Here is a 20,643-nt window from a genome sequence, read left to right as displayed (position 1 = left end):
ATGAAAAGATTCATGGCGCTGGCGGGGCTGCTGGCCAGCCTGACGGCGCAAAGTGCCGAGCTGGAACCTGCGCAACTCATCCCGCATCCAGCGGAAAGCCGCTGCAGCGTATCGGCCAGCACCGACCAGATTGATTATGGCCGGCAGACCCGCTGGCAACTGCGGACTACGCCGGGTACGGCGTTGTTATCACCCGGGGAGCGCCCGGTAACCATCAGGGTAGCCTGCCCATACCGCCAGACGCTACGCCTGAAGTTACAAGGGGAAACTGGCCCGAATGGTCGGCTGCGCTACGGTGAACGCGGCTATCTCCAGGTCAGGCTGGATAGCGCGCAAATAGACGGTCATCCGGCAAATTTAACGCTGAGTCCAGCAGGAGAAGCGGAAACCACCGTGACACTGCCCGCCATGATGCCAACCAATGCGGTGCTGACCGCCGGGGAGCCGGGTCGGGCCGAGATCGGCCGCAGTTTAAGCCTGCAAATATCGCTCACCCCCCTGCTGACCGAACAAGATAGCCGGGTCAGCGCTCAGACCGACAGCCGGGGTGCATTGTCGTTTGTACTGCTGGATTAATCACCCTCGCCCACCGGGCAAGGACAGTTCGCCGGAAAGGCGTTTAATCGGACAGGAGAGTCCCATGATAACCGTATTGTTACCCCCGCATCTGGCAGAGAAATTAACGCCGAACGAACGTCTGGTGCTGCAGGCCCTGCTCAACGGGCAGGACCTGACTACCATTGCCCAACGGCGTAACCGCAATATCCGCACCGTCAGCAACCACAAGCAACGGGCGATGGAAAAACTGGGCCTGAACAACAACGCCATGCTGTACGCCCTGGCCGCCCTGCTGAGTCCGCCCTTACCGCAGGCCTCTCCTCAGCAAATGCAGTCGCTCTCTCCACGGGAGCATCGGGTGCTGACGGGCCTGCTGCAGGGTAAAACGGTGGGCGCGATTGCCCGCGAGCAGCATAAAAGCATCAAAACCATCAGCCTGCAAAAACAGCGGCTGATGGAGAAACTGAGACTATGCAGTGCGGTAGACTTGTTCAGGTCGGCGCCCGGACAGGCGCAGACGCTGTTGGCCAACTGGAGCCAGGTTTTTAAAGCGTCGACTAATTAAATCCGGAATTCCCTCTTCCAGAGAAGAGGGAAATACATCGTCTCAACAGAGCAGAATTATGACGCGGAAAGATCGATAACCATACGGCCACGAATGGTGCCGGATTTCATCTCTTCAAAGATGGCGTTGATGTCACCCAGCGGCCTTTTGGTGACTTTCGGCGTCACTTTGCCTTCGGCGGCAAACTGGAAGGCTTCTTTCAGATCTTCCCGGGTCCCGACCAGCGACCCCACTACCTGGATCCCGTCCAGTACCAAACGCGGAATGCTCAGGTCCATACTCTCTGGCGGCAGGCCCACGGCCACGACCTTGCCCCCGGCACGCACGGCATTCACCGCAGAGTTAAAGGCCGAACGCGCCACGGCGGTGACCACGGCGGCATGTGCGCCACCGACTTTTTGCTGAATAATTTCTTCGGCGTTTTCAGTTTTAGAGTTGATAACCAGATCCGCCCCAATTTCTTTGGCGAAATCCAACTGGCCCTGATTGACGTCAATGGCGATCACTTTGGCATTGAACACGTTCTTGGCGTACTGCAACGCCAGATTGCCCAATCCGCCCAGGCCATAAATCGCGATCCATTGCCCCGGTTTGATGTCGGAAATTTTAACCGCCTTATAGGTGGTGACCCCGGCGCAGGTGATGCTGCTGGCGGCAAACGAGTCCAGGCCGTCAGGCACCTTGACCGCATAGTCCGCCACCACGATGCACTCTTCCGCCATGCCGCCGTCCACGCTGAAACCGGCATTTTTAACCGAACGGCACAGGGTTTCGTTACCGTTGACGCAATATTCGCAATGGCCACAGCCCTGATAGAACCAGGCGACGCTGGCACGGTCCCCGACTTTTAACGAGGTTACGCCCTCGCCGACGGCAGTGACCACCCCGACCCCTTCATGACCCAGGGTGATACCGGGGACTTCGCCAAAATCGCCGTTTTTGACGTGAAGATCGGTGTGACAGACCCCACAACACTCCATCTTGAGTGCCGCTTCGCCATATTTCAGTGGGCGAAGCTGCTTTTCCTGAATATCTACACTGTGGTTTTTAGTGACTACGGCAGCTTTCATAGGATGTCTCTCCTCAGGTGAGTTGAAGTACAGCTGTTAATGTAGTTACTGTACCCCCTGAGGGCAAGAAGTCTGACGTTTTCTTTAAAAACAGAAGGTTAATAATTATTTCTTGTGAAATAATCAAACAAAATTCTTCAGGCGAAATAATGATTAACGCTTGGTTTTAGTGATTTTTGTTGCCTTGGCGGGGTTACCGGCAACAAATTCCAGGGTGGGCGAGTAGTAAAACGGCAACCAGGCGTGGTAACTGCTTTCCCACTCCCACTTGACCGGGCAAGGCCACAGAATATCTTCGTGCAGAATATAGTAGACCCATCGCCCATGCGGACGGCGTGGTTTGGCTGTGCGCATAGACCCTGACTTCTTTGGCACGGGTAGCCGTTGTTCCATATGAAATTCTCTTTGTCATCAGGGGCTACGGAGTGGCAAAGGTCAAATTTAACATGGACGGCGGTCGGCAAGCCATCTTTCCCGTAGGGACATTCGTTCACGACTTTTAGCCTCAGGCAAAACCCACATCAGGACGCCAGCCCACCGCCGCCTATGTAGGGGGTCTTACCGGCAATCTTCATCACCTCGGCCCCCAGCGTGACAAAAGGCGTCTGGCGGCTGGCATAAATCAGTCCACCCGCTTTAGCGCGCACCGCTGTTATCGTATCGGTGATCGGGTCGATAATTTCGGCTACCGCTTCATCCGCTTCTACCCACTCCCCCGGCTGGCGGAGTAACAACAGGATGCCGCTGGCGGGCGCGGTGACAATCTCCCCGGCAGTAAATGGCAACATGGCGACCTCAAGCTGCGGTATCACCGGGGAAGCACCGGCAACGGCACCGCGGTGTTGCAAGTATCGATAGAGGCGTTCGGCATCGCCGCTGGCCAGCTCGTGGCTAATATCCCGCTGACCGCGTAACTCCAGCGTGACCGCCATGCAACCCGGTTGCATCCCATCCAGGGCGGGATGCTCTGCTGCCAGCCGGTGCCAAGGCAGGCCGCAGGCTTCATCAAAGGAACCGCCGCCGCTGTCTTGCGAAAGCAGCACCGCCCCCATGCCCATAAAACGAGCCAATATTTCTGCCTGTTCGCCCCAGGCCGGGTCGGCGTACATGTGCAGGATCGCCCGGTCGTCGCAGTGCAGATCCAGCACCACATCCGCATCACAGGCCAATAGCAACAGTTGCCTGCGCAGCGCCGTGACTTCGCTGATGTCTGGCGCCGCCTGTAAAACATTGCGCATTGCGATGCGCACCTGCTGATGCAGGGGTTCTGTGGTACTGAAATCCTGCTGCCGTAACAAACGGGCTAAATCGGGAAAATCACGGTTAAAATTGCGGCCACTGACCAGATCAAAGCGCCCTACACCCGTGTTGAGCAGCACCTGCGCCAGCCCCGGCGGGTTGGCTACCGGGACAAGAATTATTTCACTTTGCAGTTCACCCCGCCGTTCCGCCTGGCTGAGCAATCTTTTAAGATAGTGCAGTACCAGCATGCCGGGCAGCTCATCGGCATGCAGACCGGCCTGCAGGTAAATTTTTTCGCCTTTACCCGGCTGGCCGAAATGAAAACTGGTGAATTGGCGCTGCCCACCCAGAGCATGTTCAGGTAACTTATGATGATTAGTTTTCATTGGACGCCCTATCTGTGGAAAAGAAAGCCCGGCTTGATCGCATCGACAAAAAAATCCTTGAAATACTGTGCCGGGATGGCCGCATTTCGTTTCAGAAACTGTCCGAACAGGTCAATCTGACTGCCCGCCCTTGCCTGGAGCGGGTTCGCGGGCTGGAGCGCGACGGAATTATTCGTGGCTACAGCGCCATTATCGAACTGCCGGAGCCGGAACATGCGTTTGTGATCCAGGCGCAGATCGCATTGGCCGATCACGGCCACTCCCAACCGGCCTTTGAGCAGGAAATGCGTAATACCCCCGAGGTATTGGACTGCTGGCTGGTCAGCGGCAACTTCGATTTTCTGGTGCGCATCGGCTGCCGCAGCATGGAAAACTACCGGCTGCTGGCCGATACCTGGCTGACCAGCAAGAAATTTCGGGTGGATAAAATCGTCACCCTGACCGAGCTACAGTCGATCAAGCGCTCCTGAACTGCATCAATCGCGGCGGATAAACGCCAGCCAGCGACGCTCTGCCCGCGAAAACATGAAGATCAGCAGGAAAGTGCACAGCAAATACAGTGCCGCCGCCATCAGGAACGGAATAAAGGGTGAATAGGTGGCGGCATAAAATGCGCGTGCCACGCCGGTAATATCCAGCAGCGTGACGGTACTGGCCAGCGAGGTGGCATGCAGCAGGAAGACCATCTCGTTATTCAGCGCCGGAATGCCACGCCGCAGCGTTGCCGGCAGCACCAGGCGGCGGATAATCTGCCACTGGCTCATGCCATAGGCCTCACCGGCAATCCACTCCTGACGCGGGAAGGTTTCCATCATGCCTGCCAACAGTTGGGCAACGTAAGCGCTGGTATTGAGTACCAACGCCAGCGTGGCGCAGAAAGTGGCGTCGCGAAACAGCAGCCAGAAAGGCTGGTCGTTCTGCCAGCCCAATTGCACCACGTCAAACTGTGACAGGCCGTAGTAAATCAGCATTAATTGCAGGTACAGCGGCGTGCTGCGGAAAAAGTAAGTCACGCTGCGGATCAGCCACGACAGCGGCCGCGGGCCGTATACCTGGCCGATCGCCATCAGCGCTGCCAGCAGTAACCCTGGCACCACCGATAACAAGAACAGTTTGGCGGTCATCGCCAGCCCGGTGACGTCGGAACCGTCGCTCCACAGAAAGCTCGGTGCCGCATCCAGCATATTTTGCAGATTCATCAGCGTGCTCCTGCCGAATGTGAGGAAGCCAACGCGTAACGCCGCGCCAACCGGCTAAAACCCCAACTGGAGACGGCGGTAATCACCATATAAATCAGCGCCACCAGAAAATAAAACAGGAAAGGCTTTTGCGTGGCCCGCCCGGCCTGCTCTGCCAGCCAAACCATGTCCTCAAGCCCGAGGATTGACACCAGCGCCGAGGCTTTCATCAGCCCCAGCCAGTTGTTGTTGATACCGGGAATGGCGAAGCTCAGCATCTGCGGCAGCAGCACCCGGCGAAACACCTGGCCCGGCCGCATGCCGTAGGCCATTGCCGCCTCGAGCTGACCGCGCTCCACGGTGAGAAACGCCCCGCGAAAGGTTTCGGTGTAGTAAGCGCCAAACACAAAACCAATCGCCAGCACCCCGGAGATGAAGGTGTTAAAGCGCAGCGGCCCCAATCCCACCAGGCCAAGCAAGCCGTTGACCAGCATTTCGCCGCCAAAGAACAGCAACAGCATGATCACCAACTCGGGAATGCCGCGCACCAGCGTGGTGTAACCCGTCGATACCCAGCGCAACCAGCGCGGACCAAAGAGTTTAATCAGCGCATTGATCATGCCGAGCGTCAACGCCACCGCCAGTGAAACCAGCATCACGCACAGTGACAGCAACGCGCCATGTGCCAGCAACGGCAAATACTCTATGACCATTCCCGGCCTCCCCTGGATGACTGGATCCGAGCCGGTTTAGTTGCCATATATGTCGAAGCTAAAATATTTTTTCTGGATGGCTTCATAAGTCCCGTCGGCACGGATCGCCTTGATGGCCCCGTTTAGCGCATCGCGCAGCGCCGGATTGTCTTTACCCACCGCAATGCCAACGTCAGAGGAGATACTGCTGTCTTCAATCACCGGTCCGGCGAAGGCAAACTTCTGCCCGCGTGGGGTATCGATAAAGCTGCTGGCGGCCTGAGTGTTGTCCTGCAGTGACGCGTTAATGCGCCCGGACATCAGATCCAGATAGACGTTATCCTGGTTGGCGTAAGAGACAATTTTCACCCCTTTCCCGCCCCAGTGCTGTTTGGCATAGGCCTCATGGATCGAGCCGGTCTGCACGCCAACGGTTTTGCCTTTCAGGCTGGCAACGTCCGGCAGTAACGCGCTGCCCTTACGTGCCACCAACTGGGCAGAACTGCGGTAATAGCGGTCGGTAAAATCCACCTCTTTCTTGCGTTCATCGGTAATGGTTAACGACGCAATAATGGCATCAAATTTATGGGCGTTAAGCGCGGCAATCATGCTTTCGAACGGCTGTTTGACGAACACGCATTTGGCATGCAGCTGGGTGCACAGCGCGTTGGCGATATCGATATCGAAACCGGTGATCTCACCGCTGGGTGCCAGCACGTCAAACGGCGGATAACCGCCGTCCACGCCAAAACTGATGGTGTCGAAGGTCTGAGCCGCCGCAGGGCCGCTTAATGCCAGACTGGTCAGTAAAACCGCTAATGTTTTTTTCATGGCTGAGATCCCCGGTAAAAGAAAGTGTCAGAAACGCAGTGACAGGCAGGTCAGGCCGCCGTCCATTTTTTTAAATTCGCTGGTGTCGAGCTGAACGATCGGCATGCCTAATTTTTCGATTTGCGCCAGCGTTCGCGGGTAACCCTGCGGGGTGATCAGCGTATCGTTGATCCACAGCGTATTACCGGCGTAGGACTCGGCTTCCGGAATGACGATGCTGTTAAAACCGCTAAAGGCAGCATGGTGCTGGTAGTCTTCCGTCAACAACAGGGTATTGCGCCCCACGTAATTGACGATTGATTTCAGGTGCAGCCCGGCGCTCACCTCAATGGCCGTGACCCGATAGCCATAAGGTTCTACCGCCGCGGCAAATTCGCCGATACCGGCCTCATCGGTGCGAGACGTCAGGCCGACAAAAAACTGGCGATCGACCAGCAGCACATCCCCACCGTCAAGATGGCCGCGTTGGCTCATGCGCACCACCGGGCGTTCTCCTTCGAACAGCGGTGCAATGGTGGCCACTTCGCCCTGGCGGCTTGGCGCGCCCGGATGGGTGATCACCGCCAGCTCCGGCATCACTACCGCGGTGTCTTCAACAAAGTGGGCGTCAGGAAATGCCGGGGCAGCCGGTAACACTGTCACTTTTAGCCCCAGGCGGAGCAAGGTGTCCACATAGGCCAAAAACTGGTGGCCGGTGACGGCAATATCCGGCGCCCCCAATTGGGCGGTGGTCTGGCCGCTGGCGCAGCTATCGGCAGGGAGTCTGGCAATGGCTTGAGTAAAGTGCATGGGCGATTCTCTCGGTTGAAAAGGACGGTCACTGTTGCTTCGATTATCAAACAGATACCCGTACCAATCAGGCTGAATCTACTCACCGTCACTCTACATTTGCGCTGTTTATCGCCCCGCTAACGACCAATTCCGCTGTACGTCCTTCTCATGCCGTTGGCGCATGGGCGCCGGTGATGCGTGGCATTATTGGAGGGCCACGCTTATTTCGAGTTAGCCGCCATAAACTCGGCCAGATTATCCCGGGTGATAACTTTATAAGGCACCCAGTTGTACGGCTCGGTTTTTTGCTTTTCCAGCAGCGCTTTGGTCACCTGCACCGCCCCGGTAGCCTGCCCCTTGGCGTCCTGGAAGATGGTCAGGGTCATACCGCCATTTTTGACAAACTGCTGACCGTCCGGCGTGCCGTCAATTCCCGCCACCAGAATGTTTTTATTTTTGGCCTGGTTCAACGCCATGATGGCACCAATCGCCATTTCGTCATTGTTGGCGGCGATGGCGTCAATCGGACGGCCGTTCAACAACCAACCGGACACCACATCCACCGCCTCATTGCGCTGCCATTTAGCAGTCTGTTTCTCCAGCACCTTCATGTCTTTATACTTGGCGATCACCGCTTCCACCGCCCGCGTGCGTTCGCGCGCCTCTTCGTTGGACAGCGCTCCCATCAGGATCGCCACGTTGCCGCGATAGTTCATCTGTTTCGCCAGGGCTTCCATCTGCATTTCACCGCCCGCCGCCGAGTCAGAGCCAACATAGGCCATTGCTTTGCCCAGTTTCACCTCTGGCTTGCGGTTGACGAATATCAGTGGAATGTTGGCGCGTTCGGCCGCATCCATCATCGGCTTCACGCCCTGGGTATCAACCGGATTGAGGATAATCGCGTCCACCCCAAGGTTGATAAAGTCATCCACCTGCTGCACCTGCAGCGCTACGTCCCCTTTGGCATCGACAAACTGCCCGTCCATATTCAACAGCTTTAGCTCACTGACCATCTGCGAGCGCAAAATAGAGACAAAGTTAAGATCGAAATTGGCCAGCGCTACGCCGACCTTATAGGTTTTCGCCTGGGCGCTGAAGGCCATGACCAGGCTCAGCAGTATCAACAACAAGGTTTTGGTTTTCATGATGACATCCCGTAGGTTGAGGTTTATTTATTATTAAAATCAAGGCATCACTAATTATTCCGGGCAACAGGCCAATACCCGGTTTGTTGTGGTTTATAGAGTGAAATGGTCGCGGAACTGGTGCAGCGCCTCGGTGCTGTCACCGGATGCCCAGCCTTCCATCGCCACCACCCCCTGATAGTCCATTTCATCCAACGCACGGGCAATGGCGCGGTAGTTGATTTCACCGGTACCGGGTTGTTTTCGCCCCGGCACGTCCGCCACCTGAATTTCACCGATTGCCGGGCCGCAGCGGCGCATCAGCTCAATCAGGTTGCCCTCGCCAATTTGCGCATGGTAAAGATCGAGGTTCATCTTCAACCCCGGTCGATTAACCGCCTCCACCAAAGCCAAAGTGTCGTCGGCTTTGGCAAAAGGCGTACCCGGGTGATCCAGCGGCAGGTTGAGGTTTTCCAGCGTGAAAACCTTCCCCACGCGCTCTGCCATTTCTGCCAGCCGGGTCAGCGTATTGGCCGCCTTCATCCACATGGCACCTGTTACCACCGCCACCGGTTTCACCGGCAGCCCTTGCGAGTCCAGGCCGGTACCGTGCAGATTCAAACTCGGGCAGTTCAAGCGTTGCGCCACCGCCAGCGACTGTTCGGCGCTTTGCAACAGTTGAGCGATCTCCACATCGTCGGTCAGATTGCCGCTGAGATAGCCGGTCATCGAAGTCAAGCGCGCTCCGGTAGCCACCAAAGCATCAAGGTCTTTATTGGCCCAGTTCCAGATTTCGACGCCGAAACCCAGCGCATCAATACGCACCACACGTTCTGCAAACGGCAGGTCGAGAAACACCATTTCGGCGCAAACGGACAGTTGAAAACTCGCCATTATTGCTCCCCCAACCTGATCGGTTTGCCCTGCTGTACCGACGCAATACAGGCCAGTGCGATTTCCAGGGCATTGCGCGCATCCTGCCCCGTCGCCCGAGGCTTTTGTCCTTGCTGAATGCATTGGGCGAATTCGGTCAGCTCCGCCACATAGGCGTCATGCAGCAGATCGGTATCCTGGCGCGAAGTCTCAATGGCGATGCCTCCGGCGTGATAACGCACGCAGTTATTCAAATTGATATTGCCCGCCTGCAACATGCCTTTACTGCCAAACACTTCACCGCGTACGTCATAGCCGTAGACCGCCTGGAAATTAGCCTCGGCCGTCGCGATAGCGCCGTTATCAAAGCGAATAGTGACTACTGCGGTATCCAGCAACCCCTTGTCCTTGAAGTCCGGACGTACCAGCGCATCCGCCAGGGCGTAAATCTCTACCGGCCTGGCTCCGGGGTTGAAGTGCAGCAAGGTGTCAAAATCATGGATCAGGGTTTCCAGAAAGATGGTCCACGCCGGGATCGGCGCCGGATCGCGCAACTGCGGGTCACGGGTGACCGAGCGGGACAACTGGGTGGTGCCATTTTCGCCCGACTTGACGGCAGCAATGGCCGCTGCGAAACCGCTGACAAAACGGCGGTTAAACCCCACCTGTAGCACCACACCTGCCTGATTAGCGGCGGCGATGGCGCAGTCTGCCTCCTCCAGCGTGACGGCCATCGGTTTTTCACAGAAGACGTGTTTACCCGCCCTGGCTGCCGCTATCACCCACTGCGCATGGGTGCGCGCCGGAGAAGCGATGACTACGGCATCAATGGCCGGGTCATCCAGCATCGCCTGCAGATCGCTATGGGCCTTGACGCCCAGACGTTCCGCCAGCCGCTGCGCGGCCCCTGGTAACGGATCGGCCACCGCGGCCAGTACCGCGCCCGGCACACGCCGCGCCAGAGACTCTGCATGGAAACTACCCATTCGTCCGGCACCAATCAGACCAACACGCAGGGTTTGGGGTAAATGGCTCATCGTGATTCCTCATGTGGGTAACGCCCTTGCGGGCAACAAGTTCACTGAGGGTATTGCAAAGGGGATGCCAGCTTAAAACGCGGGGAATTTGTGAGGCGTTGCACAGATAGCCATAACAAAGTGACAACTAAGTTGACATGTAAATTTCACATGTCAATAAAATGGACATTACATTCCAAAATGGAGTTGCCGATGCCTACCGCCGCAGACCTGCTGCCAATCAAAGATGAGAGCGATCCGATCTTCAGCCTGCCGGAAGGGCCGGAGGCCGGTGAATGGGACAGCCTGTTTTGGCAAGGCTGGCAGGCATTTAACGAAGGGAGTCAGCCGGGCTGGATACGCAAGTCAATCCTGCAATCCTGGCGGCGCTCGCGTGAGTACGGTATTGATCCTGATGAGTTTGTCTATCACGCACCGCCGGCAGAACAACTACAGGCCATCCTGTTGCACAACGCCGGGCTGATTAGCGTGGCGCGCAGCATCATGGAAAATCTGTTGGCCTACAATCCCGACGGCCATATCAATCTGACCGATGCCCACGGCGTTACCCTTCACTACTGCGGTGCGGACATGACGCCGGTCGGCAGTATTCTGCGTGAAGAGGTTCAGGGCACCAATTGCACCGCACGCTGCCTGCTGGAACAGCGACTGGTGTATGTGTTAAGCGGCGAAAACTGGAAGATGGGGCTGCGCCAGCGTCATCGCCAGTGCGCCGCCGCACCGGTACGTAACGCCGAGGGAGTGATGATTGGCGTGCTGACCCTCACCGCTACGCCGGATAATTTCAATGCCCACACGCTGGGCACCGTGCAGGCAGCGGCGGAGGCCGTTGGTCAACAGCTCAAGCTGCAGCAACTCCTGGCAGAACAGCAGTCCATTCTGGAAACCCTGAATGAAGGCGTGATGGTTTGCGATCGCCAGGGCCGCCTGAAAACCGTTAATCGCTATGCGCGCCAGATTTTTGACGGCCTGGAGCCGGGCAACAAATCAATCGATGAGCTACTGCGCCCGCAGTCCGGCTCGCTGCTGACCATGCCATTTTGTAACGATCGTGAAATGGTGTTTATGCCAGCCGGTAAACCGGTCCTCTCCTGCGTCATTTCATTGATGCCCGCGCCGGATGACGGCCGGGTGCTTTCAGTACGTGAGAATCAGCGTATCCGTGCCATTACTCGCCGCGTCATGGGGGTTAGCGCCAGTTATACCTTTGAGATGATATATGGCCACTCCAGCCGTATGCGCGAGGCGATCATGCAGGCGCGCACCTGCAGTCGCAGTGACAGCACGGTACTGTTGACCGGCGAAAGCGGCACCGGCAAGGAGCTGTTTGCCCAGGCAATCCACAATGCTGGTGGACGTTGCAACGAACCCTTTGTCGCCGTCAACTGCGGTGCCTTACCGCGTGATTTGGTGCAGAGCGAGCTGTTTGGTTATGTGGACGGTGCCTTTACCGGTTCGCGCCGAGGGGGAGCCGCCGGCAAGTTCGAACTGGCGGACGGGGGCACCCTGCTGCTGGATGAAATTGGTGAAATGCCGCTGGAAGCCCAAACCAGCCTGCTGCGCGTGCTGCAGGAAAGTGAAGTGTTGCGCATTGGTGCGGCGCAGCCGGTAAAAGTGAATGTGCGCATCATTGCCGCCACCCATTGCGACCTGGTGCAGGCGGTGGAGACAGGCGCCTTTCGTCGCGATCTCTATTACCGTTTGAACGTGCTCTCGATCCCGGTTCCGCCGCTGCGCGAACGCCGGGACGACATCGCCGGTCTGGTCAACGGCTTTATTCACAAGCTTAGTGCGCGGATGAAAAAAGTCCCACCGCAGGTTTCACCAACGGCCATGGCCTGCCTCAACGCCTGGCATTGGCCGGGCAACGTGCGCGAACTGGAAAACCTGGTGGAGCGGATGGTAAACCTGTGTGAAGGATTACTGATCGACGTTGACGACCTGCCCGAGGATATCCGCCGCATTGCGCCTGAACCGGCCACGCTCCCCTCCAGCCGGCTGGAAGATCATGAGCGCCTACATATCATTCAGGTCATTGCAGCCAACGGGGGCAATTTGAGGCAGGCCGCCCAGATGCTAGGGCTGTCGCGCACTACGCTGTACAACAAAATCAATAAGTGGCAGATCGATTTGACGCTTTTGCGCCCCTGATTGCTCTGGAGATAGGCCGTTTTATTATCAAAACACTCAGCGTTCAGGGCTGGAAATTTCTCCACTTTTTTTCCTCATTTTGCATCCGGTGATTCAAATGCCAACACATATGAATTATCATATATGTAGTTTAAGCGCATTGAGGTTCAAAATGCTACAACCCGTTCAGCTTTTCAAAATTTTGTCGGATGAAACTCGACTGGCCATCATTATGCTTCTCAGAGAGTCGGGGGAGTTATGCGTTTGTGATATCTGCGGGGCCACTTCGGAGTCACAGCCTAAAATATCCCGCCACATGGCGATATTACGCAATGCAGGGCTGGTCATTGATCGTCGTGAGGGGAAATGGATCCACTATCGACTCTCGCCGCAGATCCCTGCCTGGGCGGCAGAGACCATCACGGCATCCTGGCAGTGCCTGCGTGAGGATGTTCGCGGATCGCTGGCAAAATCAGCGACGTCCTCCTGTTAAGCCATAGGGAACACATTGATTTAATCATATATAACGGAGTCTGATATGTTACTGGCAGGGAGTCTCTTTTTACTGACGCTGATTCTGGTCATCTGGCAGCCCAGAGGGCTCAGCATTGGCTGGAGTGCGAGTCTGGGTGCCGTGCTGGCATTGGTCTGTGGTGTTATCCACCTTGATGACATTCCTGTCGTCTGGAATATCGTCTGGAATGCCACGGCAACCTTTATTGCGGTGATCATCATCAGCCTGCTGCTCGACGAGTCGGGCTTCTTTGAATGGGCCGCACTGCATGTTTCCCGCTGGGGCAAGGGACGAGGACGTTTACTTTTCACCTGGATTATATTGCTGGGTGCGACGGTCGCCGCCTTGTTCGCCAACGATGGCGCAGCGCTTATCCTGACGCCAATCGTCATTGCCATGTTGCTCGCGCTGGGTTTCAGCCAAGGAACAACGCTGGCCTTCGTGATGGCAGCCGGATTTATCGCGGATACGGCCAGTTTGCCGCTTATCGTTTCAAACCTGGTGAATATTGTCTCTGCTGACTTTTTCCAGCTCGGTTTTACACAATACGCTTCGGTGATGATCCCGGTGGATATTGCCGCTATTGCCGCTACGCTGGTCATGCTGCACCTGTTTTTCCGCAAGGACATCCCGGCGACCTACGACGTAGCGTTATTGAAAACACCTGCCAGCGCCATTAAAGATCCGGCAACGTTTAAAGCCGGCTGGATCGTCCTTGTGCTGCTGCTTACCGGTTTTTTCGTTCTTGAACCGTTAGGGCTCCCCGTCAGTGCCATTGCCGCTGCTGGCGCTGTCGTCCTGTTTGCCGTAGCGAAAAGAGGCCATGCCATTAATACCGGGAAAGTGTTGCGAGGGGCACCCTGGCAGATCGTTGTCTTCTCGCTGGGGATGTACCTGGTGGTCTACGGACTGCGGAATGCTGGGCTGACAGATTACCTTTCCGGTGTTCTCAATATACTGGCAGATAAAGGACTATGGGCTGCAACATTGGGCACCGGCTTCCTGACGGCATTGCTGTCGTCGGTCATGAATAATATGCCTACCGTACTGATTGGCGCATTGTCGATTGACGGCAGCACGGCCTCCGGTGTCATCAAAGAGGCGATGGTTTATGCCAACATCATAGGCTGCGATTTAGGTCCAAAAATCACGCCTATTGGCAGCCTCGCCACACTGCTGTGGCTCCATGTGCTTTCACAAAAAAATATGACGATCACCTGGGGATATTACTTCCGTACCGGCATCGTCATGACCCTGCCCGTTCTGTTTGTCACTCTGGCCGCGCTGGCGTTGCGGCTCTCCGTTACTTTCTAATGAGATACTGATATGAGCAACATTGTCATCTATCACAACCCGGCCTGTGGCACCTCACGTAACACGCTGGAGATGATCCGCAACAGCGGTAACGAACCGACGATTATTTATTATCTCGACACACCACCATCGCATGATGAACTGGTTCACCTTATTGCGGATATGGGAATTAGCGTCCGTGCGTTGCTGCGCAAAAACGTTGAACCCTATGAGCAGCTTGGCCTGGATAATGGAGTATTGACTGACGAGCAGCTGATTGAATTTATGCTTCAGTATCCGATCCTGATCAACCGCCCCATCGTCGTCACCCCCATGGGAACCCGATTGTGTCGTCCTTCCGAAGTGGTGTTGGAGATCCTTCCAGATCCGCAACAAACCGCATTCACCAAAGAAGACGGTGAAAAGGTGACAGACCAGGCAGGCAATAGAATCAAGCCAGATTGACATCCTCCCCGTCCTAAATGAACTGCCCCCCAAAAGGACGGGGTTTTACGGCACGCTGGATAATAAAGCGGTTAAAAGTTAAGGCATAACCGCCTGCGGCGGGAGCTATGACGCTATCAGAAGGTATATTATTCGGCAGCCATAATTCGTTATAATCCGCGCATATATATATATCATCAGGGAATTCGATCTTAACGATCTTAAAATAATATTGTGAAAATCCTAGCCTTTGCTATTAATTAGATGTCACACAAAACACATTCGAAAATCAATCATCCTTTCGTTTGTTGAAAGTAAATTAATTAATTGAAGCAACCAATTATTGGTTGTGCCAAGCGTGTGGCATTTATTTAAAGTTACCACCTTAAACACACCACCATATAAATTAAAAATCAAAGGAAGATAAGGTTACCATCCTATATATTTTTAATTTTTACAAATAAACCCGGAGGTGAAATATAACGTTAACTTTTCAACACAAACAATTTAAATTAGATTTTTCATGAGTTTAACCAAGCATTAAGAGGATTTAAAATGAAAATTGAATCATCCAAGGTTGAAGGTTTGTTTAGCTCATCTTTTACTCGTGTTAATGCTGTCCCTCTCCCGAGCGATACTTTACCCGGCGTAGGTATTATTGGTTGTGGCTACAATCCATTTTTAGCCTATGCAGATGCTTCTGCTGTCCTGCATCCTATTCTCGACTGGTCAAAATCTCAGTTTCACGAAATTACTATGAACGGCCAGCAATATCAATTACCTGATGTGCTTCAGGCGGTATGGCTCAGTAACCAGTCTTACGCATCGGTAACGGGGAAATCGCTCCAAAGCTATTTAACTGAATTGGCTAACAGTATTAAAGTAAGTGGTAACTATGGCTTTTTTAGTGCCTCAGCCACAAATGAATTTAGCGACAGTTCATTGAGAAAGTCAGAAAATGAGTTTAGTCGATGTCAGCAGTCATTTGACTTGTGGTCAATTAGTATCCCAGCCGATATTGCAAGGTTGCAAAACTATGTTTCAGATGATTTTATAAAACTGATTAATGCAATAAATCCAGAAAGTAAAGATTCATTAGCCACTGTATTCAACGTTTATGGCAGCCATGTTCTAATGAGTGGCGTTATGGGCGGGAAAGCTCACGTATCCGCCTCAGCAAACAAGTTAACACTCACCCAAAAATTTGAGATGAGTACGATTGTTCAGGCTAAATACGAACAACTAACATCACAACTTAGCGTCGAAGACAAACTTAAGTATTCAGAAGCCTTCGATAGTTTCAGCGAAAGCGGTAGTTACACATATGATATTCTAGGCGGTAGCCCTTCTTTAGGGGCGCTAGTTTTTAAAAATAACTCGCAAGGTAGTAGTGACGATAATTTAAAAAATTGGATACAGTCTATTTCCAGTATGCCGGTGTTGACCAAGTTCATAGACCAAACCTCGTTAATGCCTGTATGGCTATTGTGTGAAGACAAGACAAAAGCCGATGCATTAAAAAAATATTACGATAATACATGGTCAAAATCGCAGATGGCCGTTGCCAGTCTCAGAGCAAACTACATCGACGAGCTGACATTTGTCCTGGGTGACAACTCAGATATCCCTGCTCCAGTCGGATACACTAAAGTTCCGATTGATCTTAACTCTGATGCTGGAGGTAAATATATCTATCTTTGCTATCATGAAGCGCAGTTCACGCCAGTAAATGGCAAACAGCCGATTGTTGATATCCAAGTGCTCTATGGTAGCCAGATGCCAGCGCCTGGATATATAAAAATTGATGTTGATTTGAATAGCGGTGCTGGCGGGGAATTTGTCTACCTTTCATACAAAAAGGGAGAACCAACGTCGTCCGATGTAATTAATAAAATCACCGCTGTATATGGAAAAAATGAGTACGTCCCAACCCCATATGGATATAAACAAATTAGCGGTGACCTTAATGCTGGAGCAGGCGGTGACTTTGTTTACCTCTGTACTTATCAAGGTGGTACAGAATAATAAAAGAGCGTTAAAAACGGTGGGTATAACCCACCGTGACTGATTTAAACAATAAAGTCAGTGGCCGTATTTGCTTGCCCGACAATATTAACCAGGAAATCCGGAGCCGCCTGGCCATTTATATTTAGCGCCAACTCACTTAAATTACTTTGTGAGTCATAGGTTAGCAATGCCTCCCCCGCCTGCCCGCTAAACGAGTCGACGAAATGAATAAAGCCTGCGCCATTGTCGCCATGATTAAAGAAGGACAGATCGATTTTGTCGATGCCGGTTTCAAAGTCCAGGATTTTATCCGGTGATTTGAACGACGAATCACTCACCGCAGAGAAGACAAAGATATCTTTACCGCTGCCACCGAATAACTGATCCTGCCCACCGCCACCGTAGATAACGTCATTACCCGCACCACCATGGATAATATTGGCCGCGTCATTGCCGACAATCACATCATTACCTGAACCACCAATGGCATTTTCAATCACAGCACCAACGGCGATGGAAACGTTGCCCTTCAACCCGCCGACGTCAGAGAAAGAGCCTTCCGTCAAATTGATGCGTTGGTTTTGCGTATAACCCGAGAAATCAAGCGTATCATTGCCGCCGGCATCCCAGACGGAGAACACCAGCTTCTGGTTGCTGTCCGTCAGCGTGTAGAAATCCCTTCCGGTATTAGAATTGAACCCGTACACCGTATCCCCGGTGCGCGTAGTGGTATTGGCGCCATAGAGATATTGAATAGCGGCAATATCGTCAACCAGCGGCGCGGCGGCAAAATGACCGCCGTTATCACCACCGGTAAGGGACTCATCCCAATAGCTCATTACGCTGAATTGGCGCGTATCCTCGGCGTAATTCGCCATGCTGTAGTTGGGTGGATTGTTTTCATCGGCATTATATTTTCCTGGATGATCCAGTCCCAACGTATGCCCCAGTTCATGGGTGATGCTCAAACGGCCATAGTTACCCAACTCCGGGTGCAGATTGGCGTAAACCCCATCCCGGGGATCCGCGTAATCGTAATTGATGTTGAACCAGCTTTGACCATCGGTATTATGCCCTCGATAGTCGTTACCCGCCCCGCTAAATGGCTTAATTGCATAAGCCTGGCCAGAACCCTCATAATTTCCGAAGGTAATATTGGACTTTTGATCCGGGGCAACTTCAACAAACGTAAGGTTAGCTACATCAGCCCAGGATTGCAGCGAAAGCTTGGCCTGGGCCTTTTGCTCTGCGGTAAAGGCGCTAAGGCCGGTATCTTGATTATTGGAGCCAAATCGGAAGTTTAAATTACTCTGATTATAATCCCAGTCAGGGAACGAATAAGTGACGGTGGCACCTTTTCCGGTGACATGAATGCCATTCCAGGTCTGCTCACTACGCGCTATTTGCTTGCCAGCCTCTTCCACACCAAAAGAAGGCTTATTATTGAGGGTTAAACCATTTCCTCTATTATGATAATTCAGCAAATCATTAACATCATCCCAACCGCTGGTCTTTCCATTTAGGGAATTGTCCATATCCATCTCCAGTAGGTTAATTCATTTCCGTTATATAGAAATAAAATTTCGATATATAGAATTACCGCAACATCATATCGCAGCATTTAAATGCTAGTATGATTTTCAGATACCTCAATATATTTTGATAAAATAATTTATGACGGAGTAATCATCTTTCAAATATCTAATTATCAGGGTGAATAACCCAATGACACCGACCAGTGATAATCCAGGGCTGCTCCCCTCAATCGAGCCAAGTCCGCTTGCCATTTGCCGGGCCTGTTGCGCTATACTGTGGCCCACTTTTTGTAACGAACTCAGTTGACTATGGAACGCTTTCTAGAAAATGCCATGTACGCCTCTCGCTGGCTACTTGCCCCGGTTTACTTCGGCCTGTCGCTGGCCTTGCTGGCGCTGTCGATAAAATTCTTCCAGGAGATCATCCATGTTCTGCCGAACATTTTCGCCATAGCCGAGGCGGATTTGGTTCTGACGCTGCTGTCGTTGATCGATATGGCGCTGGTAGGCGGACTTCTGGTAATGGTGATGTTCTCTGGCTACGAGAACTTTGTTTCGCAACTGGATATCAGCGACGACAAAGAAAAGTTGAGCTGGTTGGGCAAAATGGACTCCACATCGTTGAAGAGCAAAGTGGCCGCGTCAATTGTCGCCATCTCTTCCATCCATCTGCTGCGGGTGTTTATGGATGCCAAAAACGTGCCGGACAATAAGCTGATGTGGTATGTGATCATCCACCTCACCTTTGTGCTTTCCGCCTTTGTGATGGGCTACCTCGATAAACTGACGCGCGATAAAAAATGATCCTCCGTTAGCCGTCACCCTCTGCTGACGGCTAACCACTCCCCCGTTTAAACCTGCTATTAATCAGTGAATTGAGTCGAATTTTAAACCTCTTCTTTTAGTGACACCGTCACCATTTAATTTTTATCCACTCATCTGCTCAATTTCACTTGGTGCATCCAATGATAATAACATTATAATGTTATTACACTTCGACAGGCACAGATGCCGGCATAAGCTGAGCTTTGTCCCGCTGACAGGACCCTAATCAATCATGCCGCTCAATGGTAAACCACTACAGTTTCAGGATGTTCAATCTATCCTGCCGCACCGCTTCCCCTGTCTGCTGGTTGACCGTATTCTGCCTGATGGCACCTCCGTTGCCGAAGGCCGCTTAAGTGCCATCAAAAATATCACTGCCAATGAACCGACCTTCTGGACTGGCCACCACCAGACCACGGTGTTTCCCGGCATATTAATGGTGGAGGCACTGGCACAAACCACCGGCTTGTTGGCGCATTACTTTCTCAGCCCGCTATTACCCGGCGAACATTACTATTTTGCCGCCATTCATCACGCTCGCTTCTATCGCTCGGCCCGGCCTGGCGATCAGCTTCGCATGGATGTCGCCTTTGTCCGACAGCGCTCCGGCCTTGCCCGCTTTACCGGTCGTGCTACGGTAAATGGCCGCCGCATCTGTACCGCCGAGTTTATGTGCGCTCGTAAGTAGAAGCGCCGTTTTTGATGGAGGCTTAAAGAAATAACTATGTCTATGGTTGATAAATTGCTCAATAGCCTGGATTTTTCTCCTCGCGGTCAGGTGATTGCTCGCGAGCAAGACCACTGCGGTGAAATTATTGTCTCTGACCACAAGGGCTACCGAACCCTGCGTTTTGACGGTATTTGCGAACAAAGCAAAATGTGCATCGATGCGCCACAGGTTCCGGTTCACAACTACATCAAAACCATGCTGATGGCCGTGGCCTGGCAGCCGCCTTCGGCGGTGCTGATCCTGGGATTGGGCGGCGGCGGTCTGGTACGGGCATTACATGCCTATGACCCCAATATGCTGCTGGAAGTGGTGGAACTGCGCGAAGCGGTGGTCTCTGTTGCGCAAAGTTATTTCACCTTGCCCAGCGACGATACGGTTATCTTGCGCGTTGCTGACGCGGGCGACTTTTTACGTGCCCCCATAACCCGGCAGTATGATCTGATTTTTTCCGATCTCTACAGCGCCTTCAGCATGGATCCGCAACAGGGTACGCAAAGCTTTCTTCAGCGGTGTGCCGGACGGCTTTCACCACAAGGTTGGTTGGTGCTGAACTACCATGAAGTGCCCGATGAAGATTCACTGCTGTACCACAGTTTGCACCGGGTGTTTAACAGCGTGTTGTATTGTGTTGCCCCCAGCGGCAACGTGATTATCTATGCCGCATTAGCTGAAATCGAGACGCCGCTAAATCTGCTGCGTCGCCTTAGTGCCGAAGTCGGGCCGAGTTTTAACTGTGACCTCGGCTACCTGTCACGCAAGATTGAACGCTTGCACTTTAGCTAAGTCGGCATGGTCATTTCACTATTATCATTTGATTATTATTCTCTGGAGTCACCAT

22 protein-coding genes are annotated in these 20,643 nt (G+C 53.3%); 11 read left to right on the top strand and 11 right to left on the bottom strand.

What is annotated here, in order from left to right; genetic code table 11:
* On the top strand, positions 1–576 hold the full coding sequence (locus ACSOSI_RS12895; RefSeq protein ID WP_112362466.1) for a DUF1120 domain-containing protein: 576 nt from the start codon (positions 1–3) through the stop codon (positions 574–576).
* A 64-nt stretch (positions 577–640) separates the two neighbouring features.
* Positions 641–1,123 (top strand): helix-turn-helix domain-containing protein, encoded by a 483-nt coding sequence (locus ACSOSI_RS12890; RefSeq protein WP_476707221.1) that lies wholly within the window; start codon positions 641–643, stop codon positions 1,121–1,123.
* 56 nt (positions 1,124–1,179) lie between these two features.
* Here the strand turns inward: ACSOSI_RS12890 and adhP are convergent, their stop codons facing one another.
* From adhP to ACSOSI_RS12875, 3 genes are all read right to left on the bottom strand, one after another.
* Positions 1,180–2,193, bottom strand: coding sequence for an alcohol dehydrogenase AdhP (adhP, locus tag ACSOSI_RS12885; RefSeq protein ID WP_012145131.1), 1,014 nt, complete (start codon positions 2,191–2,193; stop codon positions 1,180–1,182).
* Positions 2,194–2,346: 153 nt separating this feature from the next.
* Positions 2,347–2,547 carry a hypothetical protein gene (locus ACSOSI_RS12880; protein ID WP_017892824.1) on the bottom strand — a complete coding sequence of 67 codons (201 nt, stop codon included), beginning with the start codon at positions 2,545–2,547 and terminating at the stop codon, positions 2,347–2,349.
* A gap of 167 nt (positions 2,548–2,714) precedes the next feature.
* Complete coding sequence (locus ACSOSI_RS12875; RefSeq protein WP_476707220.1) at positions 2,715–3,821, bottom strand: succinylglutamate desuccinylase/aspartoacylase family protein; 1,107 nt, start codon at positions 3,819–3,821, stop codon at positions 2,715–2,717.
* Between the two features lie 14 nt (positions 3,822–3,835).
* On the opposite strand from ACSOSI_RS12875, the gene ACSOSI_RS12870 reads away from it, so the two are divergent.
* A complete protein-coding gene (locus ACSOSI_RS12870) occupies positions 3,836–4,291 on the top strand; it encodes an Lrp/AsnC family transcriptional regulator (protein WP_012145128.1) in 456 nt (151 codons plus the stop codon).
* Between the two features lie 6 nt (positions 4,292–4,297).
* Here ACSOSI_RS12870 and ACSOSI_RS12865 read toward each other — a convergent pair whose 3' ends face one another.
* The 7 genes from ACSOSI_RS12865 to ACSOSI_RS12835 form a co-directional block, all read right to left on the bottom strand.
* Positions 4,298–5,020: an ABC transporter permease gene (locus ACSOSI_RS12865; protein ID WP_012145127.1), complete on the bottom strand. Its 723-nt coding sequence runs from the start codon at positions 5,018–5,020 to the stop codon at positions 4,298–4,300.
* A complete protein-coding gene (locus tag ACSOSI_RS12860; protein WP_017892822.1) occupies positions 5,020–5,712 on the bottom strand; it encodes an ABC transporter permease in 693 nt (230 codons plus the stop codon). Before ACSOSI_RS12860 ends, ACSOSI_RS12865 begins: the two co-directional genes overlap by 1 nt.
* A 36-nt stretch (positions 5,713–5,748) precedes the next feature.
* Entirely contained in the window at positions 5,749–6,522 is a 774-nt protein-coding gene (locus tag ACSOSI_RS12855; protein ID WP_012145125.1) for an ABC transporter substrate-binding protein, read from the bottom strand.
* Positions 6,523–6,549: 27 nt separating this feature from the next.
* The gene (locus tag ACSOSI_RS12850; RefSeq protein ID WP_476707219.1) at positions 6,550–7,311 is read right to left on the bottom strand and encodes a dimethylarginine dimethylaminohydrolase family protein; all 762 of its coding nucleotides are present in this window, start codon (positions 7,309–7,311) and stop codon (positions 6,550–6,552) included.
* Between the two features lie 203 nt (positions 7,312–7,514).
* Positions 7,515–8,438 carry a substrate-binding domain-containing protein gene (locus ACSOSI_RS12845; protein ID WP_017892818.1) on the bottom strand — a complete coding sequence of 308 codons (924 nt, stop codon included), beginning with the start codon at positions 8,436–8,438 and terminating at the stop codon, positions 7,515–7,517.
* A 93-nt stretch (positions 8,439–8,531) separates the two neighbouring features.
* Positions 8,532–9,311 carry a TIM barrel protein gene (locus ACSOSI_RS12840; protein ID WP_476707218.1) on the bottom strand — a complete coding sequence of 260 codons (780 nt, stop codon included), beginning with the start codon at positions 9,309–9,311 and terminating at the stop codon, positions 8,532–8,534.
* Entirely contained in the window at positions 9,311–10,327 is a 1,017-nt protein-coding gene (locus ACSOSI_RS12835) for a Gfo/Idh/MocA family oxidoreductase (RefSeq protein WP_476707217.1), read from the bottom strand. Before ACSOSI_RS12835 ends, ACSOSI_RS12840 begins: the two co-directional genes overlap by 1 nt.
* A gap of 192 nt (positions 10,328–10,519) precedes the next feature.
* Here ACSOSI_RS12835 and ACSOSI_RS12830 point away from each other — a divergent pair, with 192 nt between their 5' ends.
* From ACSOSI_RS12830 to ACSOSI_RS12810, 5 genes are all read left to right on the top strand, one after another.
* Positions 10,520–12,478, top strand: a complete 1,959-nt coding sequence (locus ACSOSI_RS12830) for a sigma-54-dependent Fis family transcriptional regulator (RefSeq protein ID WP_476707216.1) — start codon at positions 10,520–10,522, stop codon at positions 12,476–12,478.
* A gap of 151 nt (positions 12,479–12,629) precedes the next feature.
* Positions 12,630–12,950, top strand: a complete 321-nt coding sequence (locus tag ACSOSI_RS12825) for a metalloregulator ArsR/SmtB family transcription factor (protein ID WP_476707215.1) — start codon at positions 12,630–12,632, stop codon at positions 12,948–12,950.
* 45 nt (positions 12,951–12,995) lie between these two features.
* Complete coding sequence (locus ACSOSI_RS12820) at positions 12,996–14,285, top strand: arsenic transporter (protein WP_261422032.1); 1,290 nt, start codon at positions 12,996–12,998, stop codon at positions 14,283–14,285.
* Between the two features lie 12 nt (positions 14,286–14,297).
* Positions 14,298–14,729: a glutaredoxin-dependent arsenate reductase gene (gene arsC, locus ACSOSI_RS12815; RefSeq protein WP_115184687.1), complete on the top strand. Its 432-nt coding sequence runs from the start codon at positions 14,298–14,300 to the stop codon at positions 14,727–14,729.
* 534 nt (positions 14,730–15,263) lie between these two features.
* Positions 15,264–16,733, top strand: a complete 1,470-nt coding sequence (locus ACSOSI_RS12810) for an MAC/perforin domain-containing protein (protein WP_476707214.1) — start codon at positions 15,264–15,266, stop codon at positions 16,731–16,733.
* 44 nt (positions 16,734–16,777) lie between these two features.
* On the opposite strand, the gene ACSOSI_RS12805 is transcribed toward ACSOSI_RS12810, so the two are convergent.
* Positions 16,778–18,250 carry a serralysin family metalloprotease gene (locus ACSOSI_RS12805; RefSeq protein WP_476707213.1) on the bottom strand — a complete coding sequence of 491 codons (1,473 nt, stop codon included), beginning with the start codon at positions 18,248–18,250 and terminating at the stop codon, positions 16,778–16,780.
* A gap of 309 nt (positions 18,251–18,559) precedes the next feature.
* Here ACSOSI_RS12805 and ACSOSI_RS12800 point away from each other — a divergent pair, with 309 nt between their 5' ends.
* The 3 genes from ACSOSI_RS12800 (at position 18,560) to ACSOSI_RS12790 (ending at position 20,588) form a co-directional block, all read left to right on the top strand.
* Positions 18,560–19,054 (top strand): TIGR00645 family protein, encoded by a 495-nt coding sequence (locus ACSOSI_RS12800; RefSeq protein WP_012145114.1) that lies wholly within the window; start codon positions 18,560–18,562, stop codon positions 19,052–19,054.
* 253 nt (positions 19,055–19,307) lie between these two features.
* The gene (fabZ, locus tag ACSOSI_RS12795) at positions 19,308–19,763 is read left to right on the top strand and encodes a 3-hydroxyacyl-ACP dehydratase FabZ (RefSeq protein WP_012145113.1); all 456 of its coding nucleotides are present in this window, start codon (positions 19,308–19,310) and stop codon (positions 19,761–19,763) included.
* Positions 19,764–19,799: 36 nt separating this feature from the next.
* Entirely contained in the window at positions 19,800–20,588 is a 789-nt protein-coding gene (locus tag ACSOSI_RS12790) for a spermidine synthase (RefSeq protein ID WP_012145112.1), read from the top strand.
* The last annotated feature ends 55 nt before the right edge of the window (positions 20,589–20,643 follow it).

The organism is Serratia sp. AR11 (genome assembly GCF_056376275.1).
This window is presented reverse-complemented; position numbering and strand designations above follow the sequence as displayed.